This window comes from Proteus sp. G2609 (assembly GCF_963896135.1).
In the GTDB taxonomy this organism is placed as follows: Bacteria; Pseudomonadota; Gammaproteobacteria; order Enterobacterales; family Enterobacteriaceae; genus Proteus; species Proteus mirabilis.
This window is the reverse complement of record NZ_CAWQNB010000024.1, coordinates 1-17,912: the sequence shown is the minus strand read 5'-3', so window position 1 is coordinate 17,912 and position 17,912 is coordinate 1. Positions and strand designations below refer to the sequence as shown.

The window sequence follows — 17,912 nt, the reverse complement described above, 5'->3', positions numbered from 1 at the left end:
ACCGTTTAATTAAGGCTCATAGCCTAAATTAGGGGCTAACCAACGCTCAACTTCACTTATACTCATACCACGACGTTTGGCGTAATCTTCCACCTGATCTTTTTGAATTTGAGCGACGGCAAAATATTTACTTTCAGGATGACTAAAATACCAACCCGATACCGAAGCCCCCGGCCACATCGCATAAGCATCAGTAAGCTTCATACCAATACGATTTTCTACATTTAACAGTTGCCAAATTTTTGCTTTTTCTGTGTGCTCTGGGCAAGCCGGATATCCCGGTGCAGGTCGTGTTCCTTGATATTTTTCTCTAATCAACTCGTCATTAGAGAGCGCTTCGTCAGGACTGTAACCCCAAATCTTGGTTCTCACTTGTTGATGCAAATATTCGGCAAAAGCTTCTGCAAGACGATCGGATAGCGCTTTTACCATAATTTTATTGTAATCATCATGAGCATTATCATACCCATTAGCGAGTGCATCTTCTTCTAGACCGCCGGTAACTGCAAAAGCACCAAAATAGTCAGCAAGACCACTATCCACAGGGGCAATAAAGTCTGCTAAGCAATAGTTAGGGTACTCTTTTTTTTCTGTTTGTTGGCGTAAATGGCAACAACGTAATAACTCATGCTGTCGCGTTTCATCTTGGTAAATAATAATGTCATCACCAAGGCGATTAGCAGGGAATAAACCAACGATACCTTTCGGTGTCAGTAATTTTTCACGGCTGAGTTTATCCAACATGGCATTCGCATCTGCAAAAACGCGTCTTGCCTCTTCTCCGACAACCTCATCTTCTAATATACGTGGATATTTCCCCGCCAATGACCAAGTCATAAAGAAAGGTGTCCAGTCGATATACTTACGTAAAGTTTCAATATTGGCTGTAACTTGTTGTACCCCTAATTGGTTCGGCTTAGGTGGCGTATAGTGTTGCCAGTCAAGCTGCAATGCATTGGCACGAGCTGTCGCTAAGGAAACGGGAGGCGTACGCGGTTTTTTTCTCGCATACTGCTGACGTACCACTTCATATTCATGGCGTGTTTTAGCGACAAAATCAGCCTTTTGTGTGGCCGATAATAATGCAGCGACCACCCCGACCGTTCTTGACGCATTCTGCACATAAACGGTTGGGTGGCTGTAATTAGGTTCAATTTTTACTGCCGTGTGCGCTTTCGATGTTGTCGCACCACCAATCATTAAAGGAAGAGAAAAACCGCGTCTTTCCATCTCCTTAGCAACATTCACCATCTCATCCAGTGATGGAGTGATCAATCCAGACAATCCAATAATATCAACATTTTCGTCAATGGCTGTTTGCAAGATTTTATCGCAAGGTACCATGACCCCCAGATCGATAATTTCATAGTTATTACATTGCAACACCACTCCGACAATATTTTTGCCAATGTCGTGGACATCTCCCTTTACTGTCGCCAGTAACACTTTTCCTGCCGAGCTGCCTGCTTTTTTTGTCGCTTGAATATAAGGTTCAAGGTAAGCTACGGCCTGTTTCATCACCCGTGCCGATTTTACTACTTGGGGTAAAAACATTTTACCTTCACCAAACAGATCGCCCACTGTGTTCATGCCATTCATTAATGGCCCTTCTATCACTTCGATAGGACTCGAAGCTTGTTGGCGGCACGCTTCGGTATCTTCAATGATAAATTCGGTGATCCCTTTCACTAACGCGTACTCTAGGCGCTTTTCGACCTCCCATTGTCGCCATTGCGCAAGCGTAGAGTGCTGTTCCTCACTTTTAGTACCACGATAACGCTCTGCGAGTGCCAGTAAATTATCAGTACTCTCTGCATGGCGATTTAAAATAACATCCTCTACCGCATTACGTAGTTCATCCGGTAATGAGTCATAAATAGCGAGCTGCCCAGCATTGACAATCCCCATATCCATACCATTTTTTACAGCGTAATAGAGAAAAACGGAGTGGATAGCTTCCCGAACGGGATCATTGCCCCGAAAAGAGAATGACACATTAGAAACACCGCCAGAAATTAAAGCATAAGGCAGTTGAGATTTAATATCCGCACAAACTTCTATAAAATCAACCGCATAATTATTATGTTCAGCAATACCCGTTGCTACAGCAAAAATATTGGGATCAAAAATAATATCTTCTGGTGGAAATCCAGCTTTTTCAGTTAATAGATAATACGCACGCCGACAAATTTCTATTTTTCGCTCTCGAGTATCTGCTTGCCCTATTTCATCAAACGCCATCACGACAACCGCAGCACCATACTTACGAACTAATTTTGCATGCTCAATAAAAAGGGCTTCCCCTTCTTTCATCGAAATCGAATTGACTATTCCCTTACCCTGAATACATTTCAATCCTTCCTCAATGACTTGCCATTTTGACGAGTCAATCATAATCGGGACTTTGGCAATATCGGGTTCACCCGCAATAAGATTAAGAAAACGTGTCATTGCTTCTATCGCATCTAACATGCCTTCATCCATATTGATATCGATGATTTGAGCACCGTTTTCAACTTGCTGACGAGCAACATCAAGGGCTTCTTGGTAATTACCTTCTTTTATTAAACGTTTAAATTTAGCCGAACCTGTCACATTCGTTCGTTCCCCCACATTGACGAACAGCGAATTATCATCAATGACCAAAGGCTCAAGACCTGAGAGTCGACAGGCTTTTTTAATGACAGGTAATGTTCTAGGTGCTATGCCATCAACCGCTTGAGCAATAGCCTGAATATGGGCAGGGGTTGTGCCACAACAACCACCGACAATATTAAGAAACCCAGCTTGCGCCCACTCCTTGATTTGTTCCGCCATCTCATTGGCATCTAAATCATATCCGCCAAAGGCATTAGGTAAGCCAGCATTAGGGTGAGCACTGACATAAGTTTCTGATATTTGGGAGAGAGTTTGAATATATTGGCGTAATTCTTTTGGCCCTAGCGCACAATTTAAACCAAATGATAACGCGTCGGCATGACGTAGTGAGTGATAAAAAGCTTCTGTGGTTTGCCCTGTTAATGTTCTACCTGACGCATCAGTGATAGTCCCTGAGATCATCACCGGTAATTCAATATTAAGATTATCAAACTCACATTTAATCGCAAAAATAGCCGCTTTAGCATTTAGGGTGTCAAAAATGGTTTCCACCATAATTAAATCCACCCCTCCTTTAATGAGTCCGCAGATCGCCTCTCGATAAGCCATCACCAATGTATCAAATGAGATATTACGAAACGCGGGATCGTTAACATCCGGAGAAATGGATGCTGTTCTATTGGTTGGCCCTAATACCCCTGCAACATAACGTGGTTTATCTGGCGTTAATGCACTCCATTTATCAGCACAGGCTCTGGCAAGTTTAGCAGCCTCTTCATTCAATTCTGCACATAACCCTTCCATCTGATAATCAGCCATGGCAATAGAGGTTGCATTAAAGGTGTTTGTTTCTACGATATCTGCACCGGCTTCAAAATAAGCATTATGAATTTCAGTAATGATCTGCGGCTGCGTCAAGACTAAAAGGTCATTATTCCCTTTAACATCACATTGCCAATGGGCAAAACGTTCACCTCGGTAATCTTCTTCTGCCAGCTGATATTGCTGGATCATGGTTCCCATTGCGCCATCAAGGACTAAGATCCGTTTGGCTAATGCTTGCGTAAGCTGCTGAGTTATCATGGTCACATTGCTTCCTCTACCAAAGAATATTGTGTTGTTGTTATTTTCGTTATATAGCAAGTTCGTTGTTTTTTTATCCTATCATATCTCTTTGCAAAGATTCCTAAGAGGAATATGAGAGATTTTCACCTAACCATAACCCGATAACATCAATATTTGTTTTCATATGCTTTGTTTTGAAAAATATACAGATCAGAGGAGTTTTATTACGTTATATAGGTCATAATAGAGGATAATATGGACAGTATTTCTGGAGTGTAAGTATGACCGTCTCCCCTACCAATAAAAAAGCTCGTAAGCCAAAAACACCCGCAACTCAAAGTACTGCACAAGGTGGCCCCGTTCAGTCATTAAGCCGTGGCTTAACATTATTGGAATATATTTCCGAATCTCCAGGCGGTATTGCTTTAACTGATTTAGCTTTTCAAGCAGGACTACCCAATTCCACTACTCACCGCTTACTTACTACTTTGCAACAACATGGTTTTGTACGCCAAGTAGGTGATTTAGGTTTATGGGTAGTGGGCACTCATGCCTTTATTGTCGGTAGTAGCTTTCTGCAAACCCGTAACCTACTGGTTATGGTGCACCCTATATTGCGTCAATTAATGGAAGATTCAGGTGAAACCGTTAATTTGGCTATTCTTGATCAAGTTGAATTTGATGCGGTGATTGTCGACCAAGTACAATGTAATGCATTAATGAGAATGTCTGCCCCAATTGGCGGCAAGTTGCCAATGCATGCATCTGGTGCAGGTAAAGCATTTCTATCCACTTTACCGGAAAATAAGTTACTCCCCCTTTTACAGAAAAAAGGTCTGATGGCCTATACCCCTTATACCAAAACCTTACCTTCCGCATTAAAAGAGAATTTAGAACAAGCTCGTAAACAAGGCTTCTCTTTTGATGATGAAGAGCATGCATTAGGTTTACGTTGTATTGGCGCTTGTATCTATGATGAACACCACCAGCCTTTTGCCGCTATTTCACTCTCTGGCCCCGTATCTAGAATGACAGATTCACGCATTACGGAATTAGGTGCACTGGTGATAAAAGCGGCTAAGCAGATCAGCCGTGAATATGGTGGTGTAAAAAGTTAACCCAGCTAGGCCTTTCTATTTATTTATGTACAAATTAGGAAGGCTTCTCCTTAAATAAAACGATTCAGCTTATGCAAAAATCGTTTTTTTTCATTTTTAGCCGTTAAATATTAAAAAACTGTTACTTATCATCTTAAAAAATTGATATCGATCACAGATGTTGTTTAAGCTTGGTTTAAGAGTATTGCAACTGAGCTTGTTACCCGTAACAATGTTACCGGTAACAAGTTATTGCTAAGCGCTTATATTTTTTCTTATAGCAATAAGTAATGCCGTCACCCTGTGTGAATAAAGGAAGCACTATTATGAACCCGAAAAATCATGACCAGTTTCAGAACAACTTCGCCGCATTAAACGAAACCGTACAACAAGTGACTGAACGTATTGTTGCTCGCTCACAAATAACTCGTCGCGCTTATCTGAAAAAAATTGAAGCTGCTAAAAGCCAAACCGTACACCGTGCCCAGTTAGCTTGCGGTAATTTGGCTCATGGTTTTGCCGCCTGTCAAAGTGAAGATAAAAATTTACTTAAGAATATGGTTCATAATGATATCGCCATCATTACTGCGTATAACGATATGTTATCCGCTCATAAACCTTATGAAGATTATCCACAAAAAATTAAAGCGGCATTGCATACTGTTGGTGCTGTAGGTCAAGTCGCTGGTGGTGTGCCTGCGATGTGTGATGGTGTGACACAAGGGCAAGATGGAATGGAGCTATCACTGCTAAGTCGCGATGTTATTGCTATGTCTGCAGCTGTAGGGTTATCTCATAATATGTTTGATGGCGCCCTTTATTTAGGGATCTGCGATAAAATCGTTCCAGGGCTTACTATGGCAGCACTGTCATTCGGTCATCTGCCTGCAATTTTCGTCCCTGCAGGTCCAATGACCAGTGGTTTACCCAATAAAGAAAAGGTGCGTATTCGCCAACTGTATGCAGAAGGCAAGGTCGACCGTAATGCTTTATTAGAAGCAGAAGCGGCCTCTTACCATAGTATGGGAACTTGTACTTTTTATGGTACAGCAAACTCCAACCAAATGGTGATGGAGGCAATGGGCTTACATTTACCTGGCTCCTCTTTTGTTCACCCAGATACTCCATTACGTGAAGCATTAACAGAAGCGGCAGCAAAACAAATTGTACGCTTAACAGAAAACTCAGGAAATTATTTACCTATTGGTCAATTAGTTGACGAAAAGGTGATTGTTAACGGTATTATTGTGCTGTTAGCCACAGGTGGCTCAACAAATCTCACCATGCATTTAGTGGCAATGGCACGGGCGGCGGGCATTATGATTAATTGGGATGATTTTTCTCAATTATCACAAGTTGTGCCATTAATTGCTCGTATTTATCCTAATGGTCCGGCAGATATTAATCAATTCCAAGCGGCAGGTGGTCTTGCTCTTATTATTCGTGAATTACTGAAAAAAGGCTTAATTCATCGCGATGTCAATACGGTGGCAGGATTTGGTATTGAACGCTATACCTTAGAGCCGTGGCTAAATGAAGGTAAACTTGATTGGCGTGAAGGTGCAATACAATCTTTAGATAAAGATGTGATTGCCGATATCAATACGCCATTCTCTTCACACGGCGGAACACAGGTGATGGAGGGTAATTTAGGTCGAGCAGTGATGAAAACGTCGGCGGTGCCTGATGAAAATAAAATTATTGAAGCACCTGCTGTTGTGTTTAATAGTCAACATGATATTGCCGCTAAATTTAGCGCCGGTGAATTGAATAAAGATTGTGTAGTCGTTGTGCGTTATCAAGGTCCCCAAGCCAATGGGATGCCAGAATTACATAAACTCATGCCTCCTTTAGGGGTATTGATGGATAAAGGCTATAAAGTGGCATTAGTCACAGATGGCCGTCTTTCTGGTGCATCAGGTAAAGTTCCTGCCGCTATTCATGTAACTCCAGAGGCAGTAAACGGTGGACTATTAGCAAAAGTACAAGATGGTGACATTATTCGTGTTAATGGCAAAACAGGTGAATTAACACTCTTAGTTGATGAACAAACCTTAGAAGCTCGCCAAACTGAAATACCTGATCTCAGCGCAAACAATAGCGGTTGCGGTCGTGAGTTGTTCGTTAATTTACGTCGCCATTTATCAGGTGCTGAACAAGGTGCTTGCTGTATTGATTTTTAATACATAAAGTTTTCATTGCCTAATGAGGAGCAAGCCTATTTATTTGCTCTTCATTGCTGATTAGGAAAGATAAAGATGAATCATTGGAATACAAGTGCAGAGTCTGTACTAAAATCAGGGCCCGTTGTTCCTGTTATTGTTATTAATCATATTGAAGAAGCTGTACCTGTCGCAAAAGCGTTAGTCGCCGGTGGCGTAAAAGTTTTAGAAGTGACACTACGTACAGACTGCGCTATTGAAGCTATTCGTCGCATTGCTAAAGAAGTACCAGAAGCCATTGTTGGTGCAGGAACAGTGATCAACCCTCAACAATTAGCCCAAGTCACAGAAGCGGGTGCGCAATTTGCCATTAGCCCAGGCTTAACCGATGCACTATTAAAAGCTGCGGTAGCAGGCTCTATTCCTCTTATTCCTGGTATCTCGACTGTTTCTGAATTAATGCTCGGTATGAGTTACGGTTTAAATGAATTTAAGTTTTTCCCAGCAGAAGCTAATGGTGGCGTTAAAGCATTAAAAGCAATTGCAGGACCATTCTCACAAGTACGTTTCTGCCCAACCGGCGGTATTTCGCCAGAAAACTACCGTAACTACCTTGCACTGGAAAGTGTACTTTGTATCGGTGGCTCTTGGTTAGTTCCAAGTGATGCAGTGAAAGCAGGGGATTATCAACGTATTACTGAGCTAGCAAAAGAAGCTGTTGCTGGCGCTCAACATTAATTTAATGCTTTAATTATTACCCAATAAAGATAGGTATATCATTCGATTATCTATCTTTATTACTCTTTTTTATTAACCGATATCGTTATCAATGAAACGTTTACTTTGTGGATAGGCGTAAACATCTTCAATATACCCTTGTTTAATTCTTTGCTGCTGTTGTTGCCAGTATTCAGGTGAAAGAAGATCACGATGTTGAGCTTCAAAATAATGACATACTTGCTTATCACAACATAAAAAGTAACGAAACTCTTCAGGAAAAACATCATTTTCAGCAACGCTATACCAAGGCTCACTGGCCAGTTCATCTTCAGGATAGCGGGCGGGAGGAATGGCACGGAAATTCATATCTGTCATATAACTTATTTCATCATAATCATAAAAAATAACGCGATGATGACGTGTCACGCCAAAATTCTTAAATAACATATCACCAGGAAAAATATTTGCGGCAATCAACTCTTTAAGTGCTTGGCCATAATCTTCAACCACAGCTTTTAACTGTTTATCGTTACACTGCTCCATATAGATATTAAGTGGCGTCATACGGCGTTCCATATACAGATGGCTGATCAGTAACTTATCACCTAGATCTTCTAATTTATTGGAGATCTCCTGTTCTAAGATCGCCATTAAGTCGTTACTGATCCGCTTTTTATCAATAACAAAGTTCTCAAACTCTTGCGTATCCGCCATTCTCCCAACACGATCATGTTCTTTCACCAAGCGATAGCACTCTTTGACACGCTCTGCGGTCATTGTTTTTTGTGGCGCAAACCTATCTTTGATCACTTTAAACACTCTATCGTAAGTAGGCAGTGTGAAAACGAGCATCACCATTCCTTTTACCCCCGGAGCTTCAATAAACTGTTCCGATGAAAAATTCATAAAAGCAAGGTATTCACGGTAATATTCAGTTTTGCCATGTTTCTGACAACCAATCGACATATAGAGCTCAGCAATAGACTTTTCAGGGAGAATATCCCGTAACCATGTTACTAATGCCGCGGGAAATGGCGCATAAACCATAAAATAAGAACGAGCAAAGCCAAATACAATACTGGCTTCATCTGTTGTCGTTAAACAGGTATCAATAACTAAGTGCTGTTCAATATTATGAATAGGTAATAACAGGGGAATAAATTGATTATTTATCGCTATCTTACCAATCATCCATGCCGCTTTATTACGGTAAAATAGCTCATTAGCAATGTGAAATACCGCATTTTGTAATTCCTCATGGCTAAATTGCGCATAGAGCGTTTGGCAAATAAATTGAATATCTCGCGATTTATTTTGCCACGGTAAACGCAAAGGTAGGCGCGATAAAATATCTTGCAATAATGCGGGTAAATCACTTTGTATAACAAACGTTCTTGATAAAGGACGAGGGGCTTGCGTAAAACGATACGCAGGTTGTGATGAAAAAACGAATAAGTTTTTTTTATTAAGCTCTCGATGATGAAATAGACGACAATAGACTGAATTAAAAAAACTTTCAGCAATTTCAAAACGGGGATAGTTAGGTAATAATTGTGTGTATCGCTCTTTGACTTTTTGTAAGAAAACACTTTCTTTATCAATATCATGTCGGATACATCTAAGTTGTTCCACAACTAATCCAACATGATTATCGTATAAGCGGATGCGCTCTTTCATCGCCAATTGAATACCATGCCAATCTGCTTGCTCAAAACGATATTGAGCACCTGACGTTATCTCAAGAAAACGCCCATATTGTGCATCAAAGCCTTGTAAGATCGTTTGAGCGACTAAGTCTTCAGTTGTCATCAACTGACCTCATGAAAAAGAGGAGCATCCTGCTCCTGAATTATCACCACAAAAGTGCATCACAGTAAGGACTAGAATTGTTGCTCTTCAGTAGAGCCAGTTAATGCCGTAACAGATGACATACCACCTTGAATAATCGTCGTCACTTTATCAAAATAGCCGGTGCCCACTTCTTGTTGATGAGATGAGAAGGTGTAGCCTTTCGATAGTGCAGCAAATTCTTTTTCTTGTACCTTTTCAACATAGTGTTTCATACCTTCACCTTTAGCGTAATCATGCGCTAAATCGAACATATTGAACCACATACTATGAATACCCGCTAAAGTGATAAACTGGAATTTATACCCCATCGCAGAAAGCTCATCTTGGAAATGGGCGATCGTGCTATCGTCAAGATTCTTTTTCCAGTTAAAAGATGGAGAACAGTTATACGCTAACATTTTACCGGGATATTTATCATGGATCGCTTCGGCAAATTTAGCCGCCATTTTCAGATCCGGAGTGGAAGTCTCACACCAAACCAAATCGGCATAAGGGGCATAAGCAAGTCCTCGACTAATGGCTTGATCAATTCCTGCATGAGTACAGAAAAAACCTTCAGCGGTACGCTCACCAGTTAAAAATGAACTATCGTAAGGATCGCAATCTGAAGTTAAGAGATCTGCCGCATCCGCATCAGTTCTGGCAACTAATAAGGTAGGAACATCAGAAACATCTGCCGCTAAACGTGCTGCCACCAGCTTTTGCACAGCCTCTTGCGTAGGTACTAAGACTTTTCCGCCCATATGACCGCATTTTTTCACTGCGGCTAACTGATCTTCAAAGTGAACGCCTGCTGCACCCGCCTCAATCATTGCTTTCATTAATTCAAATGCGTTAAGCACACCACCAAAACCCGCTTCCGCATCAGCAACAATAGGAAGGAAAAAATCAATATAATCTTTATGCTGAGGGCCGATACCATTTGACCACTGAATTTGATCAGCTCGTCTAAACGTATTATTAATACGCTGAACAACATTGGGTACAGAGTCCACCGGGTATAAAGATTGATCAGGGTACATACTGGCAGCAGTATTCGCATCAGCTGCCACTTGCCAACCAGATAGATAAATGGCTTCTAATCCCGCTTTAGCTTGCTGTAATGCTTGCCCTCCTGTTAAAGCACCTAATGCATTGACATATCCCTTCTTCGACTTACCATTTAATGATGACCAAAGCCGTTGCGCACCACGTCTTGCTAAGGTATGTTCAGGGTTAACGGAACCTCGTAATTTAATGACATCTTCTGCGCTATAAGGACGTTTGATCCCTTTCCAGCGAGGTTGTTCCCACTCTTTTTCTAATTGGGCAATCTGCTCTGATCTACTCATAGACATAAAATAACTCCTATAAATCTGGTAGTGATGATGTTTTATATTTGCAGTTTATAAATACGTTATGACGTATCTTTTTTAATTTAAAAGTTGATAACCCGGTAAAGTCAGAAAATCGACTAATTCATCTTGGGTAGTAATGTTATCCATTAAGGTTGCTGCTTCTTTAAAACGACCTTGCTCAAAGCGGGTATCACCCACTTCTTGGCGAATTACCTCCAGCTCTTCTTTCAACATGTTGCGAAAAAGCGCTTTTGTTACAATCTGTCCATCCGATAATGGTTTTTGATGACGGATCCATTGCCAAATAGAGGTTCGAGATATTTCCGCCGTGGCGGCATCTTCCATTAGCCCATAAATAGGCACACAACCATTACCTGAGATCCACGCTTCAATATATTGCACAGCAACGCGGATATTCGCTCTCATTCCTGTTGCGGTTCTTTCACCTTCACAGGGGGCCAATAACATTTCTGCGGTGATCTTTTCATTACGTTGTACATCAAGTTGGTTTGCTCGCTCTCCTAATACCGCATCAAACGCAGATAACACTGTTTCGGCTAATCCAGGGTGAGCTATCCAAGTACCATCATGGCCATTAGTTGCTTCAAGCTCTTTATCTTCAAATACCTTTTGTAAAATGACACCATTTTGCTCCGCAGAGCGACTGGGGATAAAAGCAGACATTCCTCCCATCGCAAATGCACCACGTTTATGACAAGTTTGAATAAGTAGTCGGGAATAAGCACTTAAGAAAGGTTGAGTCATAGTAATACCCTGTCTATCCGGTAACACGCGATCAGGGTAATTCTTCAACGTTTTGATATAGCTAAAGATATAATCCCAACGTCCACAATTAAGGCCCACAATATGCTCTTTCATATGGAATAAGATCTCTTCCATTTGAAATACCGCCGGTAAAGTTTCAATTAATACTGTGGCTTTAATAGTTCCGCTGGCTAAACCGAAGCGTTTTTCAGTGAAATGAAAAACATCACTCCACCATTTTGCCTCTTGCCAAGTTTGTAATTTAGGAATGTAAAAATAAGGCCCACTGCCCTTTGCCTGTAATGTTTTATAGTTATGGTAAAAATATAAGGCAAAATCAAACAAGCACCCAGGAATAGGTTTTCCCTGCCATAGCACATGCTTCTCTGGCAAGTGTAATCCCCTGACTCGAGCAATTAACACCGCAGGCGATGCTTTTAGTTGATAGCACTTGCCTTGCTCATTGGTATAGGAAATTGTTCCTTTGACAGCATCACGTAAATTAATTTGGCCATCAATAACCTTATCCCATGTCGGGGCAAGTGAATCCTCAAAATCTGCCATAAATACTTTTACATTAGCATTTAATGCATTGATCACCATTTTACGATCTACGGGGCCTGTAATTTCGACCCGACGATCTTGCAAGTCTTTAGGAATTGGATTCACTTTCCATTCTGAGTTTATAATGGAATCTGATTCTGAAATAAAATCAGGAAGCATTCCATTATCCACTTTTTGTTTCCAAATTTCTCTTTCTGCTAATAAGGTGTCACGACGTTCTGAAAACTGACTGACCAAATCAGTCAAAAATGACTCAACATCATGATTTAATATCTTTTTTTCAGCTATCCCAAAAGGTTTTGTGAAGCTTAATGCTTCTGTAGTTAATGATTGTGACATTCTGCATTCCCCTAAAATCTTTTACACACCTGATTAAGATTAATGCAGTTTTTACAAAAATCAAAAATGAATTCCATTTTTATTTAAACATTTTTTAACAATGTGATTACACCAATGTTTTTTGGCTGAATAAAAATGGCTATTTCAAAAATAACTCGAGGGATCTTGGTTTGTTGAATGATTAAACAAATTAAAATCATGCGAAGATCACATAAAGCTCGGCTTATAACATTTACTTATATGAATATTCTTCATATACAGCATCTACACCTCGACTTTTAGATCTGAATTGGCTAAATTCAGGCTTCTAGATGTCTAGATGTTTTTTAGAGGTTATTGAGATGCCGATCAGAGTACCAGACGAACTACCCGCAGTGAGTTGTTTACGCAATGAGAATGTCTTTGTCATGACATCAAGTAGAGCGAGTATTCAAGATATTCGTCCTTTAAAAGTACTGTTACTCAATCTGATGCCCAAAAAAATAGAAACAGAAAATCAATTTCTACGGTTGCTCTCTAATAGTCCATTACAAATTGATATCCAATTATTGCGTATTGATTCTCGTGTTCCCAAAAATACACCTGTTGAGCATCTTGATACTTTTTATTGTGATTTTGCCCAAATTAAAGAACAGAATTTTGATGGCTTGATTGTAACGGGAGCACCATTAGGTTTAGTTGAATTTGAAGATGTGGCTTATTGGGAGGAAATAAAAGAAATCATTACATGGGCAAAAGAGCATGTTACTTCAACACTTTTTATTTGCTGGGCCGCTCAAGCGGGCCTAAATATTTTATATGACTTACCTAAATATACCTTAAAACAAAAAATTTCTGGGGTATATCGCCATACAACATGTGATCCTTTCGCGTTACTGACTCGTGGGTTTGATGAAACATTCTTTGCCCCTCATTCACGTTATGCTGGTTTTCCTGTTGAGTTTATTCAACAAAATACAGATTTAGAAATATTAGCAACATCAGAGCAAGCAGGGGCTTACCTATTCGCATCTAAAGATAAACGTGTTGTCTTTGCCACAGGTCACCCAGAATACGATCCCAATACATTAGCTGACGAATATCATCGTGATGTTAAAGCTGGTTTAGCACCACAACTACCTGAAAATTATTTTCCCGATAATAATCCTAATAAAAAACCTCTTGTATCTTGGCGTAGTCATGGACATTTACTCTTTGCAAATTGGCTAAATTATTATGTTTATCAAATTACACCATTTGATCTGGCACAGATGAACCCAACTTTAGATTAAAATAAAACCCCAAATTCAATTTATTTGGGGTTTGATATTAAAAAAAAATACTTGAGATTATTTATAGCGATGCGCTAATGCATTCGCTGCAATCATTGCGTTGTAGACATCTTCTTCAGTCACTTTCATCGGCATATTGCCCATGGTATCACCTTCTGCACAAGCAATTTTCGCTACATTACGCCATTCACTTTCAATAAACTCTTTCATTCCCATATCTTCAAGCGTTAATGGCAATTCAGCCGCTTTGATAATACGAATAACTTCATCAATTTCTTCTTGTGGCGCATTTTCTAACACTAATTGTGTTAATAATCCAAATACCACTTTTTCACCATGTTGCACATGATGTAAGGAAGCAACTGCAGACATACCATTATTGACCGCATGAGCGGCTGCTAAACCACCTGCTTCAGCCCCCACACCACTTAAATAAATAGTCGCTTCGATAGTTTGCTCTAAAGCTTGTGTGGTAATTTTATGGCGCACAGCATCCATTGCTTTATCAATATTTTCACTCAATATTTCAAAACACAATTGTGCTAGACCTAAACCTGTACGTGATGGACGTTGATTAACTAAATTAAGTCCATCAGCTTGATAGCAAGCACGTGCTTCAAAATAAGTGGCTAAAGCATCACCGACACCTGCAGAGAAGAAGCGTTGTGGTGCAGAAGCAATAATCGCGGTATCCGCAATCACCATATCAGGGTTCTGAGGTAAGAATAAGTATTTATCAAATTCACCATTTTCTTTATAAAGAACAGAAAGTGCTGTACAAGGTGCATCTGTAGAAGCAATCGTTGGGAATAAAATAACAGGGAGGTGATGATAATAAGCAACCGCTTTAGATACGTCTAATGTTTTACCACCACCGATACCGATAATAACATTCGCTTTATTTTCAACAACAATCTTACCCAAGCGATCCACTTCAGCTTCTGTACATTCGTAATTAAATTTTTCAACGAAACCAGATAGCCCATTTTCTTTAATTGACGACAAAGCTTCTTTATTTACTTTTTCTAGGAAAAATTCATCGCTGATAATAAAAGCATTATCTCCGAAATCTTTCATATAATTACCAACAGAAGCAAGTAATTGACTACCAATAAAGAATTTTTTAGGGGATGTTACAGAGCGAGGTAATATAGAAGACATAACTAAATTCCTTTATTTAGATTTTGCTACAGTAAGTAGCAGAATTAACATTTATCTTACCCCTCATCAGAATTCGAATCTAGTAAACTCTGTAATAGATATTATCAATATATTCTATTTAGTTTAAAGAAAACAACATGTTAATAAAATAATAAATTTTATAGAATGGCAAGATAGCTTATCGTAAAGAAGATAATTTCCCTTAAAACTTCAATTAAACCTAGAAAACTAAACAACTATATTATGATGTTATCAGTAGCGTTACCCACTAATACCATTAAAGGAACAACACAATTAACCATTATTTGATATACATGCATGGTATATTCGCGTTATAACTCTCTTTTATTTTTACCAAGGTGATTTTTGTGAAAGACGCCGTGATCCTCGTTGATAAAAATGACAATGAGCTAGGAACCATGCCCAAGCTGGAGGCACATATTACTGGTGCCTTACATAGAGCCTTTTCATTATTTATTTTCAATTCTAAGCAACAAATGTTGATCCAGCAACGAGCACTGACTAAATATCACTCTGGTGGTCTATGGGCGAATACTTGTTGTAGCCATCCTTTACCCAATGAACCTCTATCACAAGCAATACATCGGCGTTTAAATGAAGAATTAGGTATGCAGTGTGATATGCAACCTATTGGTACGATTTTATATAATGAAAAAGTCACGGATGATCTTATTGAGCATGAGTTTGATCATCTTTTTTTAGGCTTTAGTGATAAAACACCGCAGTGTCATCCCGATGAAGTTATGGATCATCGTTGGATTTCATTAAACGAGCTTTATCATGATGTAGAAAAACATCCTGAAAACTATAGTGCATGGTTCTGCCATATATTAATGGCTCTTGGTGTAGAGCAGTTTACTCGATGGAGTAAAAATATTACTTAGTTGCTCTCTTATTGAAATTGATACTTAACTATAAAAAAGTGTTAGCATGACTCAAGGTAAAATACGATCTTCTAAACGCAAAAAAGCCAACCCATTGGGTTGGCTTTCTCGTCTTATTTAATGCTTGGCAGTTCCCTACTCTCACATGGGGAGACCCCACACTACCATCGGCGCTACGGCGTTTCACTTCTGAGTTCGGCATGGGATCAGGTGGGACCACCGCGCTATGGCCGCCAAGCAAATTCGGTTTTAATTACCCGTTATCTTCTGTTATCACAGTCTATAACCAGTAATTCAATCTTAAACAAGCTGACTTTATTGTTTCGTCTCTCTGACAAAACACTTTCGGTGTTGTCAGGTTAAGCCTCACGGTTCATTAGTACTGGTTAGCTCAACGTATCGCTACGCTTACACACCCAGCCTATCAACGTCTTAGTCTTAAACGTTCCTTTAGGTCGCTTAAAGCGACAGGGAAGACTCATCTCGAGGCAAGTTTCCCGCTTAGATGCTTTCAGCGGTTATCTCTTCCGCACTTAGCTACCGGGCAATGCCATTGGCATGACAACCCGAACACCAGTGGTGCGTTCACTCCGGTCCTCTCGTACTAGGAGCAACCCCTCTCAATCTTCCAACGCCCACGGCAGATAGGGACCGAACTGTCTCACGACGTTCTAAACCCAGCTCGCGTACCACTTTAAATGGCGAACAGCCATACCCTTGGGACCTACTTCAGCCCCAGGATGTGATGAGCCGACATCGAGGTGCCAAACACCGCCGTCGATATGAACTCTTGGGCGGTATCAGCCTGTTATCCCCGGAGTACCTTTTATCCGTTGAGCGATGGCCCTTCCATTCAGAACCACCGGATCACTAAGACCTACTTTCGTACCTGCTCGAGCCGTCACTCTCGCAGTCAAGCTGGCTTATGCCTTTGCACTAACCGCATGATGTCCGACCATGCTTAGCCAACCTTCGTGCTCCTCCGTTACTCTTTAGGAGGAGACCGCCCCAGTCAAACTACCCACCAGACACGGTCCCCGACCCAGTTTATGGGCCTAGGTTAGAACATCAAACGTTAAAGGGTGGTATTTCAAGGTTGGCTCCATGCAGACTGGCGTCCACACTTCAAAGCCTCCCACCTATCCTACACATCAAGGCTCAATGTTCAGTGTCAAGCTATAGTAAAGGTTCACGGGGTCTTTCCGTCTTGCCGCGGGTACACTGCATCTTCACAGCGAGTTCAATTTCACTGAGTCTCGGGTGGAGACAGCCTGGCCATCATTACGCCATTCGTGCAGGTCGGAACTTACCCGACAAGGAATTTCGCTACCTTAGGACCGTTATAGTTACGGCCGCCGTTTACTGGGGCTTCGATCAGGAGCTTCGCTTGCGCTAACCCCATCAATTAACCTTCCAGCACCGGGCAGGCGTCACACCGTATACGTCCACTTTCGTGTTTGCACAGTGCTGTGTTTTTAATAAACAGTTGCAGCCAGCTGGTATCTTCGACTGGCTTCAGCGCCGTCCGCGAGGGACTTTACCTACCGCCAGCGTGCCTTCTCCCGAAGTTACGGCACCATTTTGCCTAGTTCCTTCACCCGAGTTCTCTCAAGCGCCTGAGTATTCTCTACCTGACCACCTGTGTCGGTTTGGGGTACGATTGTTGGTAACCTGAAGCTTAGAGGCTTTTCCTGGAAGCGGGGCATCAATTGCTTCACCACCTTGGTGGTTCGTCATCACATCTCAGCATTAAGTGACCGGATTTGCCTAATCACTCTGCCTACCTGCTTGAACCGGGACGACCGTCGCCCGGACAACCTAGCCTTCTCCGTTCCCCCATCGCAGTTACCACCAGTACGGGAATATTAACCCGTTTCCCATCGACTACGCTTTTCAGCCTCGCCTTAGGGGTCGACTCACCCTGCCCCGATTAACGTTGGACAGGAACCCTTGGTCTTCCGGCGTGCGGGTTTTTCACCCGCATTATCGTTACTTATGTCAGCATTCGCACTTCTGATACCTCCAGCATACCTCACAGTACACCTTCGCAGGCTTACAGAACGCTCCCCTACCCAAC

10 protein-coding genes and 2 rRNA genes are annotated in these 17,912 nt (G+C 41.0%); 5 read left to right on the top strand and 7 right to left on the bottom strand.

Going from position 1 to position 17,912, the window contains the following annotated elements; genetic code table 11:
• Positions 1-9: 9 nt before the first annotated feature.
• Positions 10-3,681, bottom strand: a complete 3,672-nt coding sequence (gene metH / locus AACV01_RS05735; RefSeq protein ID WP_041701347.1) for a methionine synthase — start codon at positions 3,679-3,681, stop codon at positions 10-12.
• A gap of 263 nt (positions 3,682-3,944) precedes the next feature.
• Here metH and iclR point away from each other — a divergent pair, with 263 nt between their 5' ends.
• The 3 genes from iclR (at position 3,945) to AACV01_RS05720 (ending at position 7,660) form a co-directional block, all read left to right on the top strand.
• Positions 3,945-4,781 (top strand): glyoxylate bypass operon transcriptional repressor IclR, encoded by an 837-nt coding sequence (gene iclR, locus AACV01_RS05730; protein WP_004245921.1) that lies wholly within the window; start codon positions 3,945-3,947, stop codon positions 4,779-4,781.
• A gap of 305 nt (positions 4,782-5,086) precedes the next feature.
• Positions 5,087-6,943, top strand: a complete 1,857-nt coding sequence (gene edd / locus AACV01_RS05725; protein ID WP_004249150.1) for a phosphogluconate dehydratase — start codon at positions 5,087-5,089, stop codon at positions 6,941-6,943.
• Positions 6,944-7,018: 75 nt separating this feature from the next.
• A complete protein-coding gene (locus AACV01_RS05720) occupies positions 7,019-7,660 on the top strand; it encodes a bifunctional 4-hydroxy-2-oxoglutarate aldolase/2-dehydro-3-deoxy-phosphogluconate aldolase (protein ID WP_004245923.1) in 642 nt (213 codons plus the stop codon).
• Between the two features lie 72 nt (positions 7,661-7,732).
• On the opposite strand, the gene aceK is transcribed toward AACV01_RS05720, so the two are convergent.
• From aceK to aceB, 3 genes are all read right to left on the bottom strand, one after another.
• Positions 7,733-9,451, bottom strand: a complete 1,719-nt coding sequence (gene aceK, locus AACV01_RS05715; protein WP_161682575.1) for a bifunctional isocitrate dehydrogenase kinase/phosphatase — start codon at positions 9,449-9,451, stop codon at positions 7,733-7,735.
• Between the two features lie 71 nt (positions 9,452-9,522).
• Positions 9,523-10,830, bottom strand: coding sequence for an isocitrate lyase (gene aceA, locus AACV01_RS05710; RefSeq protein WP_004245925.1), 1,308 nt, complete (start codon positions 10,828-10,830; stop codon positions 9,523-9,525).
• Between the two features lie 75 nt (positions 10,831-10,905).
• Positions 10,906-12,498, bottom strand: coding sequence for a malate synthase A (gene aceB / locus AACV01_RS05705; protein WP_161682573.1), 1,593 nt, complete (start codon positions 12,496-12,498; stop codon positions 10,906-10,908).
• A gap of 341 nt (positions 12,499-12,839) precedes the next feature.
• On the opposite strand from aceB, the gene metA reads away from it, so the two are divergent.
• Entirely contained in the window at positions 12,840-13,769 is a 930-nt protein-coding gene (gene metA / locus AACV01_RS05700) for a homoserine O-acetyltransferase MetA (RefSeq protein WP_004245927.1), read from the top strand.
• Between the two features lie 57 nt (positions 13,770-13,826).
• Here metA and AACV01_RS05695 read toward each other — a convergent pair whose 3' ends face one another.
• Positions 13,827-14,930, bottom strand: a complete 1,104-nt coding sequence (locus tag AACV01_RS05695; RefSeq protein WP_004245929.1) for a glycerol dehydrogenase — start codon at positions 14,928-14,930, stop codon at positions 13,827-13,829.
• A gap of 359 nt (positions 14,931-15,289) precedes the next feature.
• Between AACV01_RS05695 and idi the strand changes: the two genes are divergently transcribed.
• A complete protein-coding gene (gene idi / locus AACV01_RS05690) occupies positions 15,290-15,835 on the top strand; it encodes an isopentenyl-diphosphate Delta-isomerase (protein ID WP_049197719.1) in 546 nt (181 codons plus the stop codon).
• A 122-nt stretch (positions 15,836-15,957) separates the two neighbouring features.
• On the opposite strand, the gene rrf is transcribed toward idi, so the two are convergent.
• Positions 15,958-16,073, bottom strand: a 5S ribosomal RNA gene (gene rrf / locus AACV01_RS05685).
• Between the two features lie 117 nt (positions 16,074-16,190).
• Positions 16,191-17,912: ribosomal RNA gene (locus tag AACV01_RS05680) — 23S ribosomal RNA — on the bottom strand; the annotation flags it as partial.

What these genes read in the sequence shown, in the direction of transcription:
- metH (WP_041701347.1), bottom strand. Translation starts at nt 3,681, where the DNA reads ATGATAACTCAGCAGCTTACGCAAGCATTAGCCAAACGGATCTTAGTC.
- iclR (WP_004245921.1), top strand. Translation starts at nt 3,945, where the DNA reads ATGACCGTCTCCCCTACCAATAAAAAAGCTCGTAAGCCAAAAACACCC.
- edd (WP_004249150.1), top strand. Translation starts at nt 5,087, where the DNA reads ATGAACCCGAAAAATCATGACCAGTTTCAGAACAACTTCGCCGCATTA.
- AACV01_RS05720 (WP_004245923.1), top strand. Translation starts at nt 7,019, where the DNA reads ATGAATCATTGGAATACAAGTGCAGAGTCTGTACTAAAATCAGGGCCC.
- aceK (WP_161682575.1), bottom strand. Translation starts at nt 9,451, where the DNA reads ATGACAACTGAAGACTTAGTCGCTCAAACGATCTTACAAGGCTTTGAT.
- aceA (WP_004245925.1), bottom strand. Translation starts at nt 10,830, where the DNA reads ATGTCTATGAGTAGATCAGAGCAGATTGCCCAATTAGAAAAAGAGTGG.
- aceB (WP_161682573.1), bottom strand. Translation starts at nt 12,498, where the DNA reads ATGTCACAATCATTAACTACAGAAGCATTAAGCTTCACAAAACCTTTT.
- metA (WP_004245927.1), top strand. Translation starts at nt 12,840, where the DNA reads ATGCCGATCAGAGTACCAGACGAACTACCCGCAGTGAGTTGTTTACGC.
- AACV01_RS05695 (WP_004245929.1), bottom strand. Translation starts at nt 14,930, where the DNA reads ATGTCTTCTATATTACCTCGCTCTGTAACATCCCCTAAAAAATTCTTT.